Origin of the sequence: Microbacterium sp. cf046 (assembly GCF_900114345.1) — a bacterium.
In the GTDB taxonomy this organism is placed as follows: domain Bacteria; phylum Actinomycetota; class Actinomycetes; order Actinomycetales; family Microbacteriaceae; genus Microbacterium.
Genome location: NZ_FOZJ01000001.1, coordinates 987,051 through 1,010,289, shown reverse-complemented (window position 1 = coordinate 1,010,289; position 23,239 = coordinate 987,051). Strand labels below are relative to the sequence as shown.

Below are 23,239 nucleotides of genomic sequence, written 5' to 3'. Positions count from 1 at the left end.
GCTACACGCGCGTGAGCTGCGGACCCGCCTCGAGCGTGCGCTCGTACTCGCGCTGTGCCTCGACGTTGAGTTCGGTCACGCGCGCACCGCGTCGGGCCACCCATGCTCCGAACCAGATCGTGAGTTCACGGCCGATCACGAATGCGGCGATCGCAAGCGGCGAGAGCAGCTGCGCCTCGACGAGCTCGGCACCCTGGCTGGCGGTCAGCATCCAGAACGGCGCCTGGAAGAGCGCGCCGAGGATGTGGCCGAGATACGCCGCGACGCCGACGAGCAGGCCGAAGATGACCCATGCGCCCCAGCGTCCGCGGTTGATGATCGCCCCGAGCAGCCAGAAGGCGATGAAGAACACGACGACCGGAACCCACAGTGCCCACGTTCCCAGGGCGACGAGCACGGTGGAGACGATCGCATCCGTCGTCACCTCGCCGCTGAGCAGGCCGATGCCGATCCAGACGGCGAGGTACAGCACGGCGAACGACAGCGCGGCAAGCAGGCCGATCGCGCCCGCAGCCCCACGGTTGCCGCGCGGACGCGGCGCCTCGGGCGCCTGGACGAAGATGGGCTGAGGGGCGTACGCCGCGCCGGCGACGGCTGCGGGAGCGACGACGGCGGGTTCGATGACCGTCGTCTCTGCGACGGGCGCCTGGACGACCGGCTCGCTCGGGGTCACGACCGGAGCCGCGGCCGCCGTGGCGACCGGATACGCCGTCGTGGCGTCATCGGCATGCGCCTCGTACATGGCGCTGTCGAACGAGGGGTCCTCCTCGACCATCGGCTCCGAGGGTGCGGAGACGACCTCGGGTGCGGCGTGCGACTCCGCGGGGGGCTCTTCGACCACGACCGCGTCGCGGCCGGCGGCCTCGGCATCGGCGATGCCCTCGTGGGCGCTCCCGACGACGTCATCGACCGCCTTGGGCTCCTCGACCGGTTCGCCGTAGGACGACTTCGAGTCACTCATCCGATGCACTCCTCACGCAGGGCACGTCCCTGCAGTGCGAGAGTATCCCGCGCGGTGCGCCGCTCCGTGGAGGCGTGCCGTGGGATTCGGGGTGTTGCGCCGCGATCTGCGGCCGTCGTCGCGCTTATCGTGGCCCCATGACCCGCCGACCCATCGCCCGCTCCTGGGCTGCCGCATCCGTCCTGGCGTGCGTCACGATCCTCGCGGCATGCCTGCCGGAGCCGGGTGCGACCCCTTCGCCCACCGCTTCAGCCGCCTCCGCCACGCCGTCGGCGTCCCCGACGCCGACGGTCGCCGCCGCGAAGATCCCCACCGACTGCCGCGAGATGCTCGACGCGGGGGTGCTCGCGGAGCTCGGCGACATTCCCCTGAACGGGTCGTCCGTCGGCGCGTCCGGTGCGCAGCCCGACGGGAGTCTCATCTGCGTCTGGGGCGATCCCGCGGTCGACACGTCGCACCTCGTCACGACGATCGCCTTCATGTCCCGCGGACCCGCGCTGGACATGCTCAACGGCCTGGCCGCTGAAGGGTACAGCTGCTACCGGCCCGACGGCGGAACCCGATGCGAGAAGACCTGGTTCAGCGAGCCCGATCTTCTCCCGCAGGGTCGCACGCTGTTCTGGCGCGAGGACATCATGATCGACTCGTCGTTCTCGGATCTCGCCCCGACCGGCTACACTGCTGCGATCGTGGCGAGCATCTTCGCCGGCTGAACCGGCACCGGGCTCACCCCCAGATGTGTGCGGTCAGACGGGCGCCGTATGCGTCCGGATGCCATCGGGTCTCGACGCTGGAGAGCCACAGTCCGCCGCGGATGGTGTGCTCCTCGACGACATCCCCGGAGGTCCGCGCGCACACCACCGCGTCGTCGTCCGTCGTGCACGCGAAGCCCTGACCTCGCAGCGACGCCTCCGCCACGGGACCTGCGTCGCTGGCCACCCCGGCGAGCGTCGAGACGATCAGGCCCCCCTCCTCGGTGCGCCAGTGGCACGTGATCCGCACCGATGGGCTCAGCGCATCGGTGAGCGAGGTGACCGAGGTCGCAGGCGCCGCGTAGTCCTGCGAGAGGAGCACGTGCGGGGTCCAGGTGAGCTCCGCCCAGAGCCCGTCGGGGTACAGCGCGCGGCAGTCGATGTCACCCGGGGCGATGGCGAGCGTGGCGACGCTCTGCGCGGCCGGAGCAGGCACCTGGGCGGCGCTGGCCGCGCGCAGCATGTCCCCCATCCATGCGACCGAGACGGGGAGCATGGGCTGGGCGAGCCAGGCGAGCGCACCCACGACTGCCGCGCACAGCAGCCCCGCGGGCCACGCGATCCACGAGTTGCGTCCGCCGACACGCGCCAAGGCCCCCACCTCCTGCATCCACGGTAAACGCAGAAACGCCCTGGTCCGTGAGGACCAGGGCGTTTCCACGCGGCTCAGTTGTAGGTGCCGGGCGTGAAGTCGTCCGTCGAGAAGCTGTCGAAGTCGACGTAGCTCAGATCGGCGTCGCTGTAGGCGCCGTCCGAGGCGAAGATGCGGTTGGGGTACCGCTCGCTCTTGGCCTCCTCCGTCGCCTCGACCACGACGTTGCGGTACTTCGCAAGTCCGGTTCCGGCGGGGATGAGCTTTCCGATGATGACGTTCTCCTTGAGGCCCAGAAGCGGGTCGCTCTTGCCCTCCATGGCGGCCTGCGTCAGGACGCGGGTCGTCTCCTGGAAGGAAGCGGCCGACAGCCACGATTCGGTCGCGAGCGACGCCTTCGTGATGCCCATGAGCTCCGGGCGACCGGACGCGGGACGCTTGCCCTCTGCCACGACCTCGCGGTTCATGTTCTGGTACTTCTTGAAGTCGACGAGCTCACCCGGAAGCAGCGTGGTCTCGCCGTGGTCGACCACGGTGATCTTGCGCAGCATCTGGCGCACGATGACCTCGATGTGCTTGTCGTGGATCGGCACACCCTGCGAGCGGTAGACGCCCTGCACGCCGTTGACGAGGTAGCGCTGCACCTCGCGGGCGCCCATGACGCGCATGACCTCCTTGGGGTCCAGCGTGCCCACCAGGATCGGCTGACCGACGGTGACGTGCTGGCCGTCCTCGACCAGGAGCGTCGCGCGGCGCAGCACCGGGTAGACGTGCGGCTCGTCGCCGTTGTCTGGCGTCAGGATGACCTTCTTGGCGCGATCGGTCTCTTCGATCGTGATGCGACCGTCGGACTCGGCGATCGGCGACGCACCCTTGGGGGTGCGGGCCTCGAAGAGCTCCTGCACACGCGGCAGACCCTGGGTGATGTCATCGGCCGAGGCCGAACCACCCGTGTGGAAGGTGCGCATCGTGAGCTGGGTTCCCGGCTCGCCGATCGACTGGGCCGCGATGATGCCGACGGCCTCTCCGATGTCGACGAGCTTTCCGGTCGCGAGCGAGCGGCCGTAGCACTGCGCGCAGACTCCGACAGCCGAGTCGCAGGTGAGCACGGAGCGCACCTTGATGGTCTCCACACCCGCCTCGATCAGCGTGTTCAGCAGCACGTCGCCCACGTCGTCGCCGGCGGCTGCCAGCACGTTGCCCTTGGCGTCGACCGCCTCGGAGGCGAGGGTGCGCGAGAACACGGAGTTCTCCACGTTCGCGTCCTTGACGAGCACGCCGTCGGACCCGGCGGCCGCGATCGGCAGCTCGAGACCCTTGGTCGTACCGCAGTCGTCTTCGCGGATGATGACATCCTGCGAGACGTCCACGAGACGACGCGTGAGGTACCCGGAGTCGGCGGTACGGAGGGCCGTGTCGGCCAGACCCTTGCGGGCACCGTGCGTCGCGATGAAGTACTCCGCCACCGACAGACCCTCGCGGTACGAGGAGATGATCGGACGGGGGATGATCTCACCCTTGGGGTTGTTCACCAGGCCTCGCATACCGGCGATGTTCCGGATCTGCAGCCAGTTGCCTCGGGCGCCCGAGGACACCATGCGGTTGATGGTGTTGTCCTCCGGGAAGTTCGCCCGCATCGCGACCTGGACCTCGTCGGTCGCCTCGGTCCAGATCTTGATGAGCTCCTGACGGCGCTCCGAGTCCGTCGTGAGACCCTTCTCGAACTGCGCCTGCACCTTGGCCGCGGCCTTCTCGTGGCGTGCCACGATCGCGGGCTTGTCCGGCGGGGTGAGGATGTCGCTCAGCGCGACCGTCACGCCCGAACGCGTGGCCCAGTAGAAGCCGGCGTCCTTGATGCGGTCCAGCGTCGCTGCGACCTCGACCTTGGGGTACTCCTCGGCGAGCTTGTTCACGATCTCCGAGAGCTTGCCCTTGTCCGCCTGCTGGCGCACGAACGGGTAGCCCTTGGGGAGCGTGTCATTGAAGATCGCCTGACCGAGCGAGGTCTCCACGAGGCCGTTCTTCTCGTACGCCTCGATGGACTCCTGGCTGTCGCCTTCGGCCTCGAGGAACGTGAGCCCCGGGATGCGGATGCGCACCTTGGCCTGCAGGTCGAGGGTGCCCTCGTCCTTGGCCAGGATCGCCTCGCCGACCGACCCGAACGCGCGGCCCTCGCCGGCTGCGCCGGGCTTGACCGTGGTCAGGTGGTGCAGGCCGATGATCATGTCCTGCGAAGGCAGGGTGACCGGTCGGCCGTCGGACGGCTTCAGGATGTTGTTCGAGGCGAGCATCAGGATGCGGGCCTCGGCCTGGGCCTCGACCGACAGCGGCAGGTGAACGGCCATCTGGTCGCCGTCGAAGTCCGCGTTGAACGCGGCGCAGACGAGCGGGTGCAGCTGGATCGCCTTGCCCTCGACGAGCTGAGGCTCGAACGCCTGGATACCGAGACGGTGCAGCGTCGGCGCGCGATTGAGGAGCACGGGGCGCTCGCGGATGATCTCCTCGAGCACGTCCCACACCTCGGGCCGCGTACGCTCCACGGCGCGCTTGGCGGCCTTGATGTTCTGCGAGTGACCGAGGTCGATCAGACGCTTGATCACGAACGGCTTGAACAGCTCGAGCGCCATCTGCTTGGGCAGACCGCACTGGTGGAGCTTGAGCTGCGGGCCGACGACGATGACCGAACGGCCCGAGTAGTCCACGCGCTTGCCGAGCAGGTTCTGACGGAAGCGTCCCTGCTTTCCCTTGAGCATGTCGCTCAGGGACTTCAGGGCCCGGTTGCCGGTGCCCGTGACGGGGCGACCGCGGCGGCCGTTGTCGAACAGGGCGTCGACGGCCTCCTGCAGCATCCGCTTCTCGTTGTTGACGATGATCTCGGGGGCACCGAGATCGATCAGGCGACGGAGGCGGTTGTTGCGGTTGATCACACGGCGGTACAGGTCGTTCAGGTCGGAGGTCGCGAAGCGGCCACCGTCCAGCTGGACCATCGGGCGCAGCTCCGGCGGGATCACCGGGACGACGTCCAGCACCATGGATGCCGGGCTCATGCCGGTCTGCAGGAACGAGTTGACGACCTTCAGGCGCTTGATCGCACGGATCTTGCGCTGGCCCTTGCCCTCGGAGATCTGCAGGCGCAGTGAGTCGGACTCGGCCGCGAGGTCGAACGCCTCGAGGCGGCGCTTGATGGACTCGGCGCCCATGTAGGCCTCGAAGTACTGACCGAAGCGGTCCTGCAGCTCGTGGAAGATCTCGTCTTCGCCCTTGAGGTCACCGACCGAGAGCGTGCGGAAGTCCTCCCACACCTTCTCGAGCCGGGTGATCTGGTCGTCGAAGGACTTGCGGATGCCCGCCATGTCCTTCTCGGCGGCGTCCTTGACCTTCTTCTTCTGGTCGGCCTTGGCGCCCTCTTCCTCGAGCGCCGCGAGCTCCTCTTCCAGCTTCTGCAGGCGCGTGGCGATGCGCGAGTCGCGCCGGTCGCCGAGCGTCTTCAGCTCGAGCCGGATGTTGTTCTCCTGCGTGGGGAGGTCGCGGTGACGTGCCTCCTCGTCGACGGAGATCACCATGTAGGCGGCGAAGTAGATGACCTTCTCGAGGTCCTTCGGCGCCATGTCCAGCAGGTAGCCCAGGCGCGACGGGACGCCCTTGAAGTACCAGATGTGGGTGACGGGTGCGGCGAGCTCGATGTGGCCCATGCGCTCGCGGCGGACGGAGGACTTGGTGACCTCCACGCCGCAGCGCTCGCAGACGATGCCCTTGAAGCGGACGCGCTTGTACTTGCCGCACGCGCACTCCCAGTCGCGGGAGGGTCCGAAGATCTGCTCTCCGAAGAGACCGTCCTTCTCGGGCTTGAGGGTGCGGTAGTTGATGGTCTCAGGCTTCTTGACCTCACCGTACGACCAACGACGGATGTCGTCGGCAGTGGCCAGGCCGATGCGCAGCTGATCGAAAGTTGTTGATTCGAGCACTTGTTCTCAGTTCTCCTGTATCGGAATTCTGTATCGGACCGGCCGGGCTTAGATCTCGTCGATCGACGAGGACTCGAAGCGGCTGGAGATGTTGATGCCGAGCTCTTCGGCGGCGCGGAATGCGTCGTCGTCGGTGTCGCGGAGGTTGACCGCGGTGCCGTCGGCCGAGAGGACCTCGACGTTCAGGCAGAGCGACTGCATCTCCTTCATGAGCACCTTGAACGACTCGGGGATGCCGGGCTCCTGGATGTTCTCGCCCTTGACGATCGCCTCGTACACCTTGACGCGGCCGAGGATGTCGTCGGACTTGATCGTGAGGAGCTCCTGGAGCGCGTATGCCGCGCCGTAGGCCTCGAGGGCCCACACCTCCATCTCACCGAAGCGCTGTCCGCCGAACTGCGCCTTTCCACCGAGCGGCTGCTGGGTGATCATCGAGTACGGGCCAGTGGAGCGCGCGTGGATCTTGTCGTCGACGAGGTGGTGCAGCTTCAGGATGTACATGTAGCCCACCGAGACCGGAGCCGGGAACGGATCGCCGGAGCGGCCGTCGAACAGCACGGTCTTTCCGCTGGAGCCGATCAGGCGCTCGCCGTCGCGGGTCACGTTGGTCGAGTCGAGGAGTCCTTCGATCTCCGACTCGAACGCGCCGTCGAACACCGGGGTGGCGACCTTGGTGCCGGGTGCGGCCTCGAGGGCCTCCTTCGGCATCTTGGCGGCCCACTTCGGGGACCCTTCGACCTTCCAGCCCTGCTGGGCGATCCAGCCGAGGTGCAGCTCGAGCACCTGGCCGAAGTTCATTCGACCCGGGATGCCGAGCGGGTTCAGGATGACCTGGACCGGGGTGCCGTCGGCGAGGAAGGGCATGTCCTCGACGGGGAGGATCTTCGCTATGACGCCCTTGTTGCCGTGGCGACCCGCGAGCTTGTCGCCCTCGGTGATCTTGCGCTTCTGGGCGATGTAGACCACGACGCGGCGGTTCACGCCCGAGCCGAGCTCGTCGTCGCCGTCCTCGGCGTTGAACTCCTTGACGGCGATGATCGTGCCCTGCTCGCCGTGGGGGACCTTCAGCGACGTGTCGCGGACCTCGCGGCTCTTCTCGTTGAAGATCGCGCGCAGCAGGCGCTCCTCGGCCGACAGCTCGGTCTCGCCCTTGGGCGTGACCTTGCCGACCAGGATGTCGCCGGGGCGGACCTCGGCGCCGATGCGGATGATGCCGCGCTCGTCGAGGTCCTTCAGCAGGTCGGGGCTGACGTTCGGGAGATCACGGGTGATCTCCTCCTTGCCGAGCTTCGTGTCGCGGGAGTCGACCTCGTACTCCTCGATGTGGATCGAGGAGAGGGTGTCGTCCTTCACGAGGTCCTGGCTGAGGATGATCGCGTCCTCGAAGTTGTGACCCTCCCACGTCATGAACGCGACGAGGAGGTTCTTGCCGAGCGCGAGCTCGCCGTTCTCCGTGGCCGGTCCGTCGGCGATGACCTCGCCCGCCTCGACGCGCTCGCCGGCGGAGACCACAACACGCTGGTTGTAGCTCGTGCCCTGGTTGGAGCGGTCGAACTTGCGGAGGAAGTACTGCTGCGTGCCGCCCTCGTCGAGCTGCACGGTCACGACGTCCGCCGAGACCTCGAGGACGACGCCCGCCTTCTCGGCGGTGACGACGTCACCCGCGTCGATGGCGGCGAAGCCCTCCATACCGGTGCCGACCAGCGGCGACTCGGAACGCAGGAGCGGGACGGCCTGACGCTGCATGTTCGCACCCATGAGGGCGCGGTTCGCATCGTCGTGCTCGAGGAACGGGATGAGCGAGGTCGCGACCGACACCATCTGCCGGGGCGAGACGTCCATGTAGCCGATCTCGTCCGCGTGGAAGAGGTCGACCTCGCCGCCCTTCTTGCGGGCGAGGACGCGGTCCTCGGTGAAGTGACCGTCGGCCTTCAGCGGCGCATTGGCCTGGGCGACGATGTAGTCGTCCTCCTCGCTGGCCGTGAGGTAGTCGATCTGGTCGGTGACCCGGCCCTTGACGACCTTGCGGTACGGCGTCTCGATGAAGCCGAACGCGTTGATGCGAGCGAACGACGCGAGCGAGCCGATCAGGCCGATGTTCGGGCCTTCCGGGGTCTCGATGGGGCACATGCGGCCGTAGTGCGACGGGTGGACGTCGCGGACCTCGACGCCGGCGCGCTCACGCGAGAGGCCACCGGGGCCGAGCGCGGAGAGGCGGCGCTTGTGGGTCAGGCCTGCGAGCGGGTTGTTCTGGTCCATGAACTGCGACAGCTGCGACGTTCCGAAGAACTCCTTGATCGCGGCCACGACGGGGCGCACGTTGATCAGGGTCTGCGGCGTGATCGCCTCGATGTCCTGCGTGGTCATGCGCTCGCGGACGACGCGCTCCATGCGCGACAGCCCGGTGCGGACCTGGTTCTGGATCAGCTCGCCGACCGCGCGGATGCGACGGTTGCCGAAGTTGTCGATGTCGTCGATGTCCAGACGGATCTCGGCGGGCTTGCCCGCGCGAAGGCCGTCGAACGTCGTGTCGCCGCGGTGCAGGCGAACAAGGTACTTGATCGTCGCGACGATGTCGGCGACGGTCAGGACCGAGTCCGACAGGGGCGCGTCAAGGCCGAGCTTCTGGTTGATCTTGTAGCGACCCACCTTCGCGAGGTCGTAGCGCTTGGAGTTGAAGTAGAAGTTGTCCAGGAGCGCACGAGCGGCCTCCGCGGCGACCTGCTCGCCCGGGCGGAGCTTGCGGTAGATGTCGCGGAGCGCGTCTTCCTTGGAGAGGATCGTGTCCTTCGACAGCGTCTCCTCGATCGAGTCGAAGCCCGCGAACTCCTGCAGGATCTCCTCGCTCGTCAGGCCGAGCGCCTTGAGGAACACCGTGACCGACTGCTTGCGCTTGCGGTCGATGCGCACGCCGACCTGGTCGCGCTTGTCGATCTCGAACTCGAGCCAGGCACCGCGGCTGGGGATGATGCGCGCCGAGACGATGTCCTTGTCGGAGGTCTTGTCGGGCGTCTTGTCGAAGTAGACGCCGGGCGAGCGGACCAGCTGCGACACGACGACGCGCTCGGTGCCGTTGATGATGAACGTGCCCTTGCCGGTCTGCAGCGGGAAGTCGCCCATGAAGACGGTCTGCGTCTTGATCTCACCGGTCTGGTGGTTCATGAACTCGGCCTCGACGTACAGCGGGGCGGCGTAGGTCTTGCCGCGCTCCTTGCACTCGTCGATCGAGTACTTCTCGGGCTCGAGGTACGGGTTCGTGAACGAGAGCTGCATCGTCTCGCTGAGATCCTCGATCGGCGAGATCTCCTCGAAGATCTCCTCGAGGCCGCTGATCTCGGGCACGTCGGTGCGGCCGATGCTCTTGGCCTCGGCGACGCGCGCCTTCCACGCCTCGTTGCCGACGAGCCAGTCGAACGACTCGGTCTGCAGCGCGAGAAGGTCGGGGACCGTCAGCGTGTCGGTGATCTTGGCGAACGAGAGGCGGGATGCTCCGCGGCCGTTCTTGGTGGTGGTGGTAGATGCGTTGCGCGCAGCAGCCAAGGGGATTACCTCCGTGGGCCCGGGCAGGGCTCGTTTCCTTGTCGTCAGGGTGGAGTGCTCATCTGTCCCCGAAACCTGGGCGCCACACTCCGCTTCATCGTTCGAAGCGGGGGCACGCAGGCACAGCCGACCACCATATGAGGGCAGGGGGAATCCAAGAGCGCAAGGACCTACTATACGCCGGGTGCCACGCCGTGTCCAGTCGGGTTCTTGAAAAGTTTGCGCTCCTGCGGTATAACCGCGGCCGGCATCCATCGATTCCCGGCCTCGACGGCCGGCGCGGGACGCCGGATGCTGGACGGCGCGGTGCGGATTCCCCACAATGGGCGCATGGGGGATGCCGTCAGCGCGCGCACTGCGCCGATCCGCACACCCGATCAGCGGCTTCGGATCTTCGTCTCCTCCACGCTGCGCGAGGTGGAGGCCGAGCGCAGAGCGGTTCGGGCGGCGATCGAACGGCTGCGCCTCGCGCCGGTGATGTTCGAGCTGGGTGCCAGGCCGCATCCGCCCCGGGACCTCTATCGCGCCTATCTCGAGCAGAGCGACGTCTTCGTCGGCATCTACGCCGAACGGTACGGCTGGATCGCGCCGGGCGAGGAGATCTCCGGGCTCGAGGACGAGTACCGGCTCGCTCCGCGGGCGATGCCCAAGCTCATCTACGTGAGGGAGCCCGCTGAACGCGACGACCGCCTGAACGAGCTGATCGCCCGGATCCGCTCCGACGACACCGCGTCCTACAAGTCGTACGCGACGGTCGACGAGCTCGCCGAACTCGTCGAAGCCGACCTCGCGACACTCCTCGCCGAGCGGTTCGACGCGTCACGCGCCGAGGCGGCCACTCCCGCGGCCGACACGCTGACCGCCCGCATCCCCTCGCCGTACACGCGCCTGATCGGGCGCGACGCCGACGTGGCCGCGGTGCTCGAGCTGCTCGGCGACCGCGACCGCAGACTCGTGACGCTGCTCGGGCCGGGCGGCATCGGCAAGAGCCGGCTCGCGATCGCCGTCGCGAGTGCCGTCGGCGAGCTCTTTCCGGACGGCGCGATCTTCGTGCCGCTGGAGAACGTCGTCGAGGCCGAGCTGCTGCTTCCGACGATCGGCTACGCGCTCGGGGTCCGGGATGCCGGCGACCTGCCCCTCGAGGAGCGCCTGTCGATCGCACTCGCCGGCCGCCGGCTGCTGCTGGTGCTCGACAATTTCGAGCAGCTGCTGGATGCCGCGCCCATCCTCGTCAGGCTGTACACGATCGCGCCCGACGCGGCCTTCCTGGTGACCAGTCGCGCGCTGCTGCGGATCCGCGGCGAGCAGGTCTTCGAGGTGCCGGCGCTGCGCACCCACGATCCCGCATCGCCGGACTCGGTCGCGCGGGCGCGCACCAGCCCCGCGGTCGAGCTCTTCGTCGACCGGGCGCGGGCGGTCAAGCCCGATTTCGAGGTCACCGATGCGAATGCCGCCGCGGTCGTCGGGATCTGCCGGGCGCTGCAGGGTCTGCCGCTGGCGATCGAACTGGCCGCCGCGCGCATGCGCGTGCTCACCCCGGCGGCCGTCCTTCAGCGGCTCGACAAGCAGCTCCCGCTGCTCGTGGACTCCTCCCGCGACCTGCCCGAGCGACAGCGCACCCTCCGCTCCACGATCGAATGGTCCACCGGGCTGCTGCCGGACGACGAGCGCAGGCTGCTGAACGAGCTCGGCGTGTTCTCCCCCGGTTTCACGCTCGAGTCCGTCGAGGCGTTCGGGACGCACCGCGGGTGGGACTTCGACGCGTTCGAGGCGCTCGAGACCCTCGTGGACTCGTCGCTGGTCGACCAGAGCGATTTGGACGGGGAGTCGGTGTTCTCGCTGCTCGCGACCGTCAGGGAGTTCGGACTGGAGCGGCTGCGCGCGGCCGACGAGGAGCAGGCGGCTCGTCGCGCACACGCCGACGTCTACGTCGAGCTCGCGCGCCGCGAGGGCCGGGGACTCGGCTTCGGCCAGCAGACCGCGGCGGTCGCCCGGCTCAACCTCGAACGCGGCAACCTGCGGGCGGCCGTGCGCCACCTCGCCATGATCGGCGATGTCGACACTGCGGCCGACACGGCATGGCGCCTGTACCTGTATTGGTGGGTGGGCGGATACCTGACCGAGGTCGCGCTGTGGATGGAGGAGCTGCTGGCTTCGGGCGCCGAGCACGTTCCGCCCCGCACACGCGCCGTCGCCGCCTTCTACGTCGCGTGGCGGGACATGTGGCTCACGCCGTCGCACGAGATCACCCGATCGCTGCGCGCGGCGGCCGAGGACTTCGCGGCGGACGGCGACGAGCTCGGGGCGACGATGGCGGGCGCGACGGCGGGTCTGGCGGAGATCAACACCGCCGACCCCGACATCGAGAGCGCCACCGCCTGGCTCCGCGAGGGCGCGGATCGCTTCCGGGCGCTGGGAGCGGGGTGGGGCGAGACGCTCGCACTCGTCGCCCTGGGCCGGATCGACGCGCTGATGGGAGACCTGGATGCGGCCACGGTGGAGTTCGAGCGCGGGGTCGCCGCGGCGACCGCCAGCGGCGACACGTTCGCCGCGACCGTCGCGACCCATCACCTCGCGCGGATGCGCCTGTTCACGGGCCGCGTGGACGACTCGGAGCGACTGTTCCTCGACGCGATCGCCGGGTCGCTGATCCTGCGCCACGAGGAGGGCATCGCGTACGGACTCGAAGGTCTCAGCGCGATCGCGGCGACACGAGGCCAGGCCGAGCGCGCCGGCGTGCTGGCCGGCGCCGCGGGCGCCATCCGCAAGCGCGCCGCGGTCTTCGACGCTCCGGTGTTCGTCTTCCACACCCGCTACCTCGAAGCGCTGGCCGCTCAGGGCGAGCGCGAGCGCATCCGCGCGGCCGAAGCGCGAGGTGCGGAGTACGGCGCGCGGGAGGCGGCTGAGTACGCGCTCGCCGGCGCCGCGCCTTCGACGCTGGCGCCGGGCGTGCGGTGAGGCCATGATGACCTCATGACTGGGGGCCGAGAGCCCGCGATCCGCACGCCAGATCAGCGGATCCGCGTGTTCGTGAGTTCGACTCTGCGCGAACTGGCCCCCGAGCGGCGGGCGGTCCGTGCGGCGATCGAAGGCATGCGCATGGCGCCGGTGATGTTCGAGCTCGGCGCTCGGCCGCATCCTCCCCGGGAGCTCTACCGCGCGTACCTGGAGCAGAGCGACGTCTTCGTGGGTGTCTACGGCGACAGCTACGGCTGGGTCGCGCCGGGCGAGGACGTCTCGGGGCTCGAGGACGAGTACAACCTCGCCCGGGACGGGATGCCGAAGCTCATCTATCTGAAGGACAGCGGCGCCCGAGAGCCGAAGCTCACCGACCTGATCGATCGCATCAAGGCGGACGACACCGTCTCGTACGTCTCGTTCTCCACTCCGGGGCAGCTCGCCGAGCGCGTCGCGGCCGACCTCGCGGCCCTCTTGGCGGAGCGGTTCGACGGCGCAGGCGGTGACGGAGGGGCGGCAGCCGCCCCGCCCCGACGGGTGCCCGCCGCATACACGGAGGCGATCGGCCGGCAGACGGAGGTCACCGCACTGCTGGAGCAGCTGGACCGCCCGGACATGCGCCTGGTCACGCTGGTGGGGCCCGGCGGGATCGGAAAGAGCCGCCTCGCGATCGAAGTCGCCCAGCGCGTCGCGGATGCCGGGGACATGAGCGTCTCGTTCGTCCTGCTCGAGCACGTGACCGACCCGGCGCGCGTGGTCCCGGCGATCGCGGCGGAGCTCGGGGTGCGCGACTCCGGTGCCGGCGATCCGGCGGCCGACCTCGGGCGGGTGGCGGGCGATCGGCGGATGCTGATCGTGCTCGACAACTTCGAGCAGGTGCTGGATGCCGGCCCCGAGATCGCGGCCCTGTTCACAGAGCTGCCGGGGGCGACGTTCCTGGTGACGAGCCGGGCGCGCCTGCGTCTGCGGAGCGAGACCGTCTTCGAGGTGCAGCCGCTCGGACTGCCCGACGCGTCGCGGGCCCGAGGTGCGGAGACCGCCCTCGATTCGCCCGCTGTGCGACTGTTCCGGGATCGCGCGCGTGCGGCCAACCCGCTGTTCGACGTCACGGACGAGAACATCGACGCGGTCGTGCGCATCTGCGAAGCGCTCGAGGGCGTGCCGCTCGCGATCGAGCTGGCTGCGGCCCGCATCCGCGTGCTGTCCCCCGCGATGATGCTCGAACGGCTGGACGGGCAACTCGCCCTGCTCGTGGCGTCGGCGCGCGATCTGCCCGATCGGCAGCGGACGATCGAGGCGACGATCGAATGGAGCGTCGGCCTGCTCGGCACGGAGCCCTGCGAGCTCCTCGTGCGGCTCGGGGTGTTCGCGGGCGACTTCAGCGTGGAGGCGGTCGAGGCGATCGCAGCGGATGCCGGCTGGCAGACCGACACGCTCACGCTGCTGACCGAGTTGATCGACAACAGCCTGGTGCGCTCCCGTGACGTCGCATCGTTCCCGCTGTTCGGCATGCTCGCCACCGTGCGCGAGTTCGCCCTGGCAGAGCTGGATTCGCGACCCGAGGCCGATCGGATCCGCCGCGTGCACGCCGCGTGCTACACGCGGCTCGCCCTGGAGACGGCGCCGCTCCTGCAGGGACCGACGCAGCTTGCGGCGCTCGAGCGGCTCGGCGCCGAACGGGAGAACCTCCGGGCCGCCGGCCGGTACCTCCTCGAGACCGGCGAGATCGAAACCCTGTCGCGGGTGGTGTGGGACCTCTTCCTCTACTGGTGGATACGCGGGCTCATGCCTGAGGCGCGGGGGTGGATGGACGCGATCCTCGCGACCGGGGTCGAGGTGTCGGACCGGACGCGCGCGATCGCCCTCGGGTTCTCGGCCTGGGTGAGCCTGTGGCAGAAGCGCGGCGGACTCGGCCCCGCGCCCTTCGAGGAGAGCGTCCGGCTCTTCCGCGTCGTTGGCGACGCGGGCAGCGAGGCGCTCGCGCTGTGCTCGCTCGCACTCGCCTATCTCGGCGAGATCCCGCCCGATCTGGATGGGGCGGAGGAGTCGGGGCGCGCCTCGCTCGCGATCGTGGAGGGCGCAGCGCCGACGATCGAGTCCATGGCGAAGGTGACCATCGGCCGGGTCATGGTCGTGCGCGGCGACCTCGCGACCGCCGCTCAGCTGTTCGACGAGGCGCTGAGGCAGGCGGATGCCGAAGGCGACATGTTCGCTGCGACCCTCGCACTCACGAACCGAGGGTGGGCGGCCCTCGCGCTCGGCGAGCCGCGGCCGGAGCTGTTCGAACGCAATCTGCGGCTCGCCGTGACCCTGGACAACGTCGACGGCGTCGCATACGCGTTCGAGGGACTCATCGCGATCGCAGTCCTCCAGGGCGATCCCGAGCGAGCGGGTGTGCTCACCGGCGCGGCCGAGGCCGTCCGCCAGCTGACCGGGGTCGGCGAGCAGGCATCGATCGTCACCTACGAGCCGTTCGTCGATTCGGTCCTCGCCTCCCAGGCGGCCCCGGTCTTCGAGGCCGGACGCGCGCGGGGTCGCGCGATGACGGTCTGGGAGGTCGCGGAATTCGCGCTGGCGCCGTTCGACCGACCGAAGGACGACGAACCGGTGCATTCCGCGCGCTGAATGAGTGCGCGCGCGGGCCGATGAGGCCATGATGTGTTTCATGACTGGGGCGCGAGACCCGGTGATCCGCACGCCCGACCAGCGGATCCGGGTGTTCGTGAGTTCGACTCTGCGCGAGCTGGCGGACGAGCGGGGCGCCGTTCGTGCTGCCATCGAGCGGATGCGGCTCGCGCCGGTCATGTTCGAACTCGGTGCGCGCCCGCACCCGCCGCGCGAGCTGTATCGCTCGTACCTCCTGCAGAGCGACATCTTCGTCGGCATCTACGGCGACAGCTACGGGTGGGTCGCGCCCGACGAGGACGTGTCGGGTCTCGAGGACGAGTACAACCTCGCGCCGCGGGATATGCCCAAGCTCATATACATCAAGGCGTCCGATCAGCGCGAGGATCGCCTGAACGACCTGATCGCCCGCATCCGGACGGACGACACGGCCGCCTACCTGCCGTTCGAGTCGGCGGAGGAGCTCGAGGAGCGCGTGGTCAGCGACCTCGCCACGCTCCTGGCGGAGCGGTTCGACCGATCCCGGCCCGAGGGGAGACCGGAGGCGGGTGAGGATGCCGCGGCATCCCTCGTCTCGCGGGTGCCCGCACCGTACACGACCACGATCGGCCGCGAGCGCGACCTCGCGCAGGTGCGCCAGCTGCTCGAGCGCGGAGACGACCGGGTCGTGAGCCTGATCGGGCCGGGGGGCATCGGCAAGAGTCGGCTCGCGATCGAGGTCGCCCACGCGACGGAGGATCTCTTCCCGGACGGCACGTACTTCGTGCTGCTGGAGGGAGTGCTCGAGCCCGGACTCGTCCTGCCGACCATCGCGTACACCCTCGGCATCCGCGACAACGGCGAGGCCGGCCTCGAAGATCGCATCTCGCGCGCGCTCGAGGGCCGCAGAGTGCTGATCGTGCTCGACAACTTCGAGCAGATCGTGGACGCCGCGCCCCAGCTCGTGCGGCTGTACACGGTGGCACCGCTCGCCAGCTTCCTGGTGACCAGCCGGATCGTGCTGCGCATCCGCGGCGAGCAGGTCTACGAAGTCGAGTCGCTCCGCCCGCCTGAGGGCGACGGGCTCGTCAGCCTCGACCGGGCACGGCGATCGACGGCGGTGCAGCTGTTCGTCGACCGGGCGCAGGCGGCGAAGCCGGGATTCACCCTGACCGCCGAGAACGTCGAGGCGGTCTCCGACATCTGCCGGCGGCTGGACGGACTGCCGCTCGCGATCGAGCTCGCCGCCGCCAAAGTGCGCCTGCTCACGCCGCAGGGGATCGCCCAGCGCCTGGGCCACAGCCTGCCGCTGCTGACCGCATCCGTGCGCGACCTTCCCGACCGGCATCGCACGATGCAGGCGACGATCGACTGGAGCGTGAGCCTGCTGCCCGACGAGCGGCGCGCGATGCTCGAGGACCTGGGGGTCTTCGCGACGCGCTTCACCCTCGACGCCGTCGAGGCGATCGGCCGCGGCCGCATCTGGGACGGGCACGGCCTCGACGCGCTGTCCGAGCTCGTCGACGCCTCCCTCGTCCGGCAGGTCGAGATCGACGGCAGATCGACGTTCACCCTGCTCGCGATCATGCGCGAGTACGCGATGGGGCGGCTCAAGGAGCGGGGTGAGGCGGATGTCGTGCGAGTCGCACACGCCGACTACTACCTCGCCCTCGTGCACTCGGTCGCTCCGAACCTCCGCGGCGCCGAGCAGCCCGACGCCGTGCTGCAGCTCGGCCTGGAGCTGCCGAACCTGCGCGCCGCCGCGCGCCACCTCGTCTACACGAACCGCCTCGACGAGGCCGGCGACTTCGCGTGGAGCCTCTTGGTCTACTGGTGGATCTCCGGCTTCTTCAGCGAAGTGCGCCTGTGGATGCTGGAGCTGCTCGGCAAGGAGCAGCCCATCGCGAAGCGCACGCGTGCGGCCGCGTGGTTCTTCACGCTGTGGGGCGAGATGTGGCAGCGACCCACCGACCAGGTCGTCACCGGACTCGGCGAGGTGGTCCGGCTCTTCAAGGAGAGCGGCGACCCGGATGCCGCGGCGATGGCGCTCGCCGCCCGCGCGACGACCCGCATGCAGTTCCCCGACCTCGATCCGGCCACAGCCCATGCGGAGCTGACCGAGGCTGTCTCCACCCTCCACGACCTCGGGGACGGATGGGCGGAGTCGCTGGCCGAGACTGCGCTCGGCCTGCTGGCGGTGGTCACCGGCCAGCTCGGGCCCGCCCTCGAGCACTTCGAGCGCGCTGCGGCGATCGCCGACGCGGGCCACGACATCTTCACGCGGGTCGTCTCCGGCAACAACCGCGCGCGCGTGCTGTTCCTCCTGGGCAGAGTCGAAGATGCGGAGCAGGAGTGGTTCCTGACGCTCCGCGAGTCGACCCGCCTGCACTTCGACGAGGGCGTGGCCTACGCGCTCGAGGGGATGTCGGCGGTCGCCGCGCTCCGCGGAGACGCCTGGCGCGCGGGTGCGCTTGCGGTAGTGACTGCCACGATCCGCCAGGCGACGGGGATCTTCGATCTCGAAGGCTTCGCGGTCCACGCCGCGCCGCTGGCGGCTTTGCGCGAGAGCGAGCCCGAGGGAATGGCCGCGGGCGAGCGCGCGGGCGCCGAGATGAGCGTGGTCGAGGCGATCGCCCTCGCGCTTCCCGAGCCCGATCCCACGATGCGACGCGCCCTCGCCCGATGGTGAACCGGCCGGTCATCCGCACACCCGACCAGCGGATCCGGGTGTTCGTCAGCTCGACCCTCCACGAGCTCGCCGACGAGCGGGCGGCCGTGCGCTCCGCGATCGAGCGCCTCCAGCTCGCGCCGGTCATGTTCGAACTCGGCGCCCGCCCGCATCCCCCGCGGGAGCTCTACCGCTCCTATCTCGCGCAGAGCGACGTGTTCGTCGGGATCTACGCCGACAGTTACGGGTGGGTCGCGCCCGATGAGGAGATATCGGGCCTGGAGGACGAATACAACCTCGCGCCGCGGGACATGCCCAAGCTCATCTACATCCGCAGGAGCGAGCACCGCGACGAGCGACTGCAGCAGCTGATCCGCCGGATCCAGACCGACGACACGGCCGCCTACCTGCCCTTCGAGACGCCCGAGCAGTTGCAGGACAGGGTCGCCGACGATCTCGCGACGCTGCTCGCCGAGCGCTTCGACGAGTCCCGGTCGGCCGCCGAAGGCGACGACGGGACGGATGCGGCCGCATCCCTCGTCGCGCGCGTCCCCGCGCCGTACACGACCACGATCGGCCGCGAGGAGGATCTCGAGAACGTCCGCGCGCTGCTCGAGCGGGGCACGGATCGCGTGGTGAGCCTGATCGGCCCTGGGGGCATCGGCAAGAGCCGCCTCGCGATCGAGGTCGCGCACGCCACCGAGGACCTCTTCCCCGACGGCACGTATTTCGTGCTGCTCGAGGGGGTGCTCGAGCAGCAGCTCCTCCTGCCGACGATCGCATACACGCTCGGCATCCGCGATAACGGCGAGGCATCGCTCGAGGAGCGCATCTCCCGAGCGCTGGAAGGGCGGCGTGTGCTGATCGTGCTCGACAACTTCGAGCAGATCGTCGATGTCGCACCGCTCCTGGTGCGGCTCTACACGGTCGCGCCGCTCGCCAGCTTCCTGGTGACGAGCCGGATCGTGCTGCGCATCCGCGGTGAGCGGGTCTACGAGGTCGCCGCACTGCGTGCGCCCGAGGGGACGGGACCCGCGAGCCTCGAGCGGGCGGAGCAGTCACCCGCCGTCGCGCTGTTCGTCGATCGCGCGAGGGCCGTGAAGCCGGACTTCGCGCTGACCGAGGAGAACGCCGCCGATGTCGCCGACATCTGCCGGCGACTGGAGGGTCTGCCGCTGGCGATCGAGCTCGCCGCGGCGAAGGTGCGTGTGCTCAGCCCTGCGGGGATCGCCGAGCGACTGCAGCGGGCACTGCCCCTGCTGACCGCAGCGGTGCGCGACATGCCCGTCCGGCATCGGACGATGCAGGCGACGATCGACTGGAGTGTCAGCCTGCTGCCCGAGGCCCAGCGCGACCTCCTCGAGGACCTCGGTGTCTTCGCGACGCGGTTCAGCTTCGATGCCGTCGAGGCGATCGGCCAGGGGCGATCGTGGGAGCACGAGTGCATGGACGCGCTCGCGGCGCTCGTGGACGCGTCGCTGGTCACGCAGGTCGAGATCGACGGCCGATCCTCGCTCTCGCTGCTGGCGATCGTCCGGGAGTACGCGCTCGGCCGGCTGAAAGCCCGTGGTGACGCCGCACGCATGCGCGCGGCGCACGCGGACTACTACATCGGCCTCGTTCAGCGGGTCGCGCCCGGCCTGCGCGGCGAGGGACAGGCCGACGCCGTCGTTCAGCTGGGCCTCGAGCTGCCGAACCTCCGCGCCGCCGTGCGCCACCTCGTCTACACCGATCGGCTCGACGACGCGGCCGATTTCGCATGGAGCCTGCTGATCTACTGGTGGATCGCGGGATTCTTCGGCGAGGTGCGCGTGTGGATGCTCGAGCTGCTCGACAAGCAGCAGCCGATCACTCAGCACACCCGCGCCGTGGCCTGGTTCTTCGCGCTGTGGGGCGAGATGTGGCAGAACCCGTCCGAGGGCGTGGTCGCGGGGCTCGCCGAGTGCATCCGGCTGTTCGCCGAGTCCGGCGACGACGATGCATCGGCGATGGCCCTCGCGGCGCGCGCCACGGCGCGGGTGCAGCTCCCCGCCCCCGACGTGGTGAAGGCGCAGGCGGAGCTGACCGATGCGGTCGCGAAGCTCCACGCGGTCGGCAACGGGTGGGCCGAGGCGATCACCGAGGTCTCGCTCGGCAGGCTCGCCTGGGTGATGGGCAGGACGCCGGAGGCGCTCGAGCACTTCGATCGCGCGACCGGGATCGCCACCGCCGGACAGGACCTGTTCACGATGTCGGTGGCCGGAAACCTGCGCTCGCGCCTGAACTTCCTGCGCGGGGAGATCGAGATCGCCGAAAAGGAGTTCGTGCACACCCTCGAGCTCGCGATCCGCCTGCACTACGACGAGGGGCTCGCGTACGGCCTGGAGGGCCTGTGCGCAGTGGCCGCCGCGAAGGGCGACGCGTGGCGCGCGGGCGCGCTGTCCGCCGCGGCGAGCGCGATCCGCCACCGGATCGGGGTGTTCGACGCCGAGGCGTTCACCGTGCACACGGCCGACCTCGCCGCGCTCCGCGCGAAGGACGCCGACGGCGTCGCGGCCGGCGAGCGGGCGGGGGCCGAGCTGAGCGTGCAGGAGGCCGTCGCCCTCGCCCTGCCGGATGCCGGCGCCGCGGTGCGCGAGTCGGTCGAGCACTGGTGACGGTCCGGGACCGGTCCACCTCCCGTTCATCCGTCACCCGTGCACGCGGAACGGCCGCCCCGCTGTACCCGCGTGACGGATGAGCTAGGGGTGCGGCGCGCGACCGATGAGCTAGGGGCTGCGGCGCGCGTGACGGAACCGCACGTGCGTACCCGGCCGGGCCTGCGCGAGCAGGTCGAGCGCAGCATCCGTCGCCACCGCGATCACCGGGTAGCCGCCTGTGACCGGACCGTCGGCGAGCAGGACCGTGGGGCGCCCGCTCGGCGGCACCTGCAGCGCGCCGGGGACCATGCCCTCGCTGGGCAGCTCGTCCGTCCTGGTGCGGACGAGCTCGGGCCCGTCCAGGCGCATCCCGACACGGTCCGCGTCGTTCGTGACCGTCCAGACCTCCTCGAACAGCGCCTCAAGGGCGGATGCCGCGAACCAGTCCGCTCGAGGGCCGGGAGCCAGGTCGACCTCGAGCTCCTCGTCGTGCGGCGCGCCCCACGGCGCGACCGCGGCGACCGGGATCGGAGCGTCGACCTCGTGCCCGAGCGCCAGCTCGTCCCCCACCCGCAGACGGGGCGGACCGATCGCCGCGAGCAGATCGGTGGAGCGCGAGCCGAGCACTTTCGGGCCCTCGACGCCGCCGCGCACGGCGAGGTACCCCCGCGCTCCGTGACCGAACCAGTCCAGCTGCAGCTCGGCGCCCGCCGGCCAGGCGTGCGCCTCGTACGGATCGACCTCACGCTGGCCGGACTGAAGGCCCGCGAGCCGGATCGCACCCCACGCGCCGGTGACCGCGAACCACAGGTCGCTCAGTGCGACGGCGCGGAACCCGCCCATCGTCACTTCGATCACCGCAGCCCCCTCGGCGTTGCCGAGCAGCCGGTTCGCGGTCCTGGCCGACCCTCGGTCGAGCGCTCCCGAGACGGCGACCCCGAGTGAGGCCGAGCCGGCACGGCCGAGATCCTGGACCGTCGCCAGCAGCCCCGGCTCGATGACGCGGATCGCCGCCTGCCGACCCTCCGGTTCCCGGGCGACTGCATGCGCGCCACGAGACGCAGCGCGTTCGCCGCTGTCTTGCGGTGCCCCTGCGTTCTGGCGGTCCGCGAGGGCGGTCGCCGACCGATCGACCGCGCGGAAGCGCACCGGCGTGCCCGGCGCGAGCAGGGCGGGGGATGCGGCATCCGGATCGAACAGCGGTGCATCGGTCCTGCCGATCAGACGCCACCCGCCGGGGGTCTCGCGCGGGTACGCGCCCGTGAACTCGCCGGCCAGGCCCACCGCACCGCGGGGGACGCGCGTGCGCGGGCTGGGCAGACGCGCCACATCGAAGGGCCAGTCCGGGCTCACGAGGTATCCGAAGCCGGGCGCGAAGCCCGTGAAGGCGACGGTCCAGGCGGCCGAGGTGTGCCGGCGCACCAGCTCGTCCGCCGTCATGCCGAGCATCGCGGCCGTCTCGGCGAGATCGGCTCCGTCGTAGAGGACCTCCAGCTCCACGACCTCAGGGCTCGCCGGCGCTACCGGGGCGGCATCCGATGTCGTCGCCTCGATCCACGCTCTGGCCGCGGCGAGCGAGAGCCGGGACTGGTCGACGCGCACGAGCACCGTCCGCGCGGCGGGGACGAGGTCCACGACGCCGGCGGGCCGTGATGCCGCGAGGCGGCGGTGCAGTCCGACCGCGGCCTCCAGCGACCCGACTTCGAGGAGCATGGCGCGCTCCCCCATCGGCAGGATGCGCGGCGAGGCGGCATCGCGGGGGCCGGAGTCGGTCACCATGGCGCCCGGACCTCGACGCCGTCGGCGGCGAGCGCGTCGCGCACCGCGCGGGCCATCGCGACCGCGCCAGGTGAGTCGCCGTGGACGCACAGGGACGCGGCATCCACGAGGACGAGCGTGCCGTCGGCCGCCTCGACCGCGCCCTCGCGCACCAGTCGCACTGCGCGGGCGCCCACCTCCGCGGGGTCGTGCAGCAGATCGCCGGGCTCGCCACGCGGAACGAGGGTCCCGTCGGCCCGATAGCCGCGGTCGAGGAAGGCCTCGCGGACGAAGACGAGGCCGGCGGCCTCCGCCGCCTGCTCGATCGCCCCGCCGACCCCGAGGACGGCGACGGGATGCCCTTGCCGGTCTGCGAGCGCCGCGACGGCGGCGACCACCGCGGCGGCCTGAGCCGGGTCGCCGGTGACCGCGTGGTACAGCGCGCCGTGCGGCTTGACGTACCGCACATCGGCTCCGGCATCGGCGAGCACGTGCAGCTGGGCGGTCACGGTCGCGGTCAGGTCCTCGCGCGTCATCGCGACCGCGACGCGGCCGAAGTTCGCCGTATCCGGATACGACGGGTGCGCCCCGATCGTGACGCCGAACCGCACGGCCCGCTTGATCGCGGCTCGGACGGATGCGGCATCCCCCGCGTGTCCGCCGCAGGCGATGCTCGCACTCGAGATCACCGCGAACATCGCCTCGTCATCGGCCGTCGGCACGCCCGCGACCGACTCGCCGAGGTCGGCGTTCAGATCGATCGAGGCCATGCTCCACGGTATCCCCGCGCGTGCCTGACCGGCGGGCGGGATAGCGTTGTCGC

The 23,239-nt window shown here is 70.1% G+C and carries 11 protein-coding genes; 5 read left to right on the top strand and 6 right to left on the bottom strand.

The genetic code is table 11. The annotated features are described in order from the left end of the window. Position 1: 1 nt before the first annotated feature. Positions 2 to 961 (bottom strand): ribonuclease E domain-containing protein, encoded by a 960-nt coding sequence (locus tag BM349_RS04600; protein WP_091703585.1) that lies wholly within the window; start codon positions 959 to 961, stop codon positions 2 to 4. 137 nt (positions 962 to 1,098) lie between these two features. Between BM349_RS04600 and BM349_RS04595 the strand changes: the two genes are divergently transcribed. Further along, positions 1,099 to 1,674, top strand: a complete 576-nt coding sequence (locus BM349_RS04595) for a hypothetical protein (protein ID WP_254773727.1) — start codon at positions 1,099 to 1,101, stop codon at positions 1,672 to 1,674. 13 nt (positions 1,675 to 1,687) lie between these two features. On the opposite strand, the gene BM349_RS04590 is transcribed toward BM349_RS04595, so the two are convergent. From BM349_RS04590 to BM349_RS04580, 3 genes are all read right to left on the bottom strand, one after another. Continuing rightward, positions 1,688 to 2,314 (bottom strand): hypothetical protein, encoded by a 627-nt coding sequence (locus BM349_RS04590; protein ID WP_254773726.1) that lies wholly within the window; start codon positions 2,312 to 2,314, stop codon positions 1,688 to 1,690. A gap of 65 nt (positions 2,315 to 2,379) precedes the next feature. Next, positions 2,380 to 6,270 carry a DNA-directed RNA polymerase subunit beta' gene (locus BM349_RS04585; RefSeq protein ID WP_091703577.1) on the bottom strand — a complete coding sequence of 1,297 codons (3,891 nt, stop codon included), beginning with the start codon at positions 6,268 to 6,270 and terminating at the stop codon, positions 2,380 to 2,382. 48 nt (positions 6,271 to 6,318) lie between these two features. Beyond that, a complete protein-coding gene (locus BM349_RS04580) occupies positions 6,319 to 9,810 on the bottom strand; it encodes a DNA-directed RNA polymerase subunit beta (RefSeq protein ID WP_091703573.1) in 3,492 nt (1,163 codons plus the stop codon). A gap of 330 nt (positions 9,811 to 10,140) precedes the next feature. On the opposite strand from BM349_RS04580, the gene BM349_RS04575 reads away from it, so the two are divergent. Genes BM349_RS04575 through BM349_RS04560 form a run of 4 tightly spaced genes read left to right on the top strand, consistent with a single transcriptional unit; the run spans position 10,141 to position 20,676 of the window. Further along, positions 10,141 to 12,768: an ATP-binding protein gene (locus tag BM349_RS04575; RefSeq protein ID WP_175525188.1), complete on the top strand. Its 2,628-nt coding sequence runs from the start codon at positions 10,141 to 10,143 to the stop codon at positions 12,766 to 12,768. A 15-nt stretch (positions 12,769 to 12,783) separates the two neighbouring features. After that, the gene (locus BM349_RS04570; RefSeq protein ID WP_091703566.1) at positions 12,784 to 15,393 is read left to right on the top strand and encodes an ATP-binding protein; all 2,610 of its coding nucleotides are present in this window, start codon (positions 12,784 to 12,786) and stop codon (positions 15,391 to 15,393) included. A gap of 40 nt (positions 15,394 to 15,433) precedes the next feature. After that, positions 15,434 to 18,061, top strand: a complete 2,628-nt coding sequence (locus tag BM349_RS04565) for a DUF4062 domain-containing protein (protein WP_175525187.1) — start codon at positions 15,434 to 15,436, stop codon at positions 18,059 to 18,061. After that, complete coding sequence (locus BM349_RS04560) at positions 18,055 to 20,676, top strand: DUF4062 domain-containing protein (protein WP_175525186.1); 2,622 nt, start codon at positions 18,055 to 18,057, stop codon at positions 20,674 to 20,676. Before BM349_RS04565 ends, BM349_RS04560 begins: the two co-directional genes overlap by 7 nt. 111 nt (positions 20,677 to 20,787) lie before the next feature. Here the strand turns inward: BM349_RS04560 and BM349_RS04555 are convergent, their stop codons facing one another. Both BM349_RS04555 and BM349_RS04550 read right to left on the bottom strand, forming a co-directional pair. After that, positions 20,788 to 22,437 (bottom strand): 5-oxoprolinase subunit B/C family protein, encoded by a 1,650-nt coding sequence (locus BM349_RS04555; RefSeq protein ID WP_091703553.1) that lies wholly within the window; start codon positions 22,435 to 22,437, stop codon positions 20,788 to 20,790. Then, entirely contained in the window at positions 22,431 to 23,186 is a 756-nt protein-coding gene (locus BM349_RS04550; protein ID WP_091703549.1) for a 5-oxoprolinase subunit PxpA, read from the bottom strand. Before BM349_RS04550 ends, BM349_RS04555 begins: the two co-directional genes overlap by 7 nt. Between the last annotated feature and the right edge of the window lie 53 nt (positions 23,187 to 23,239).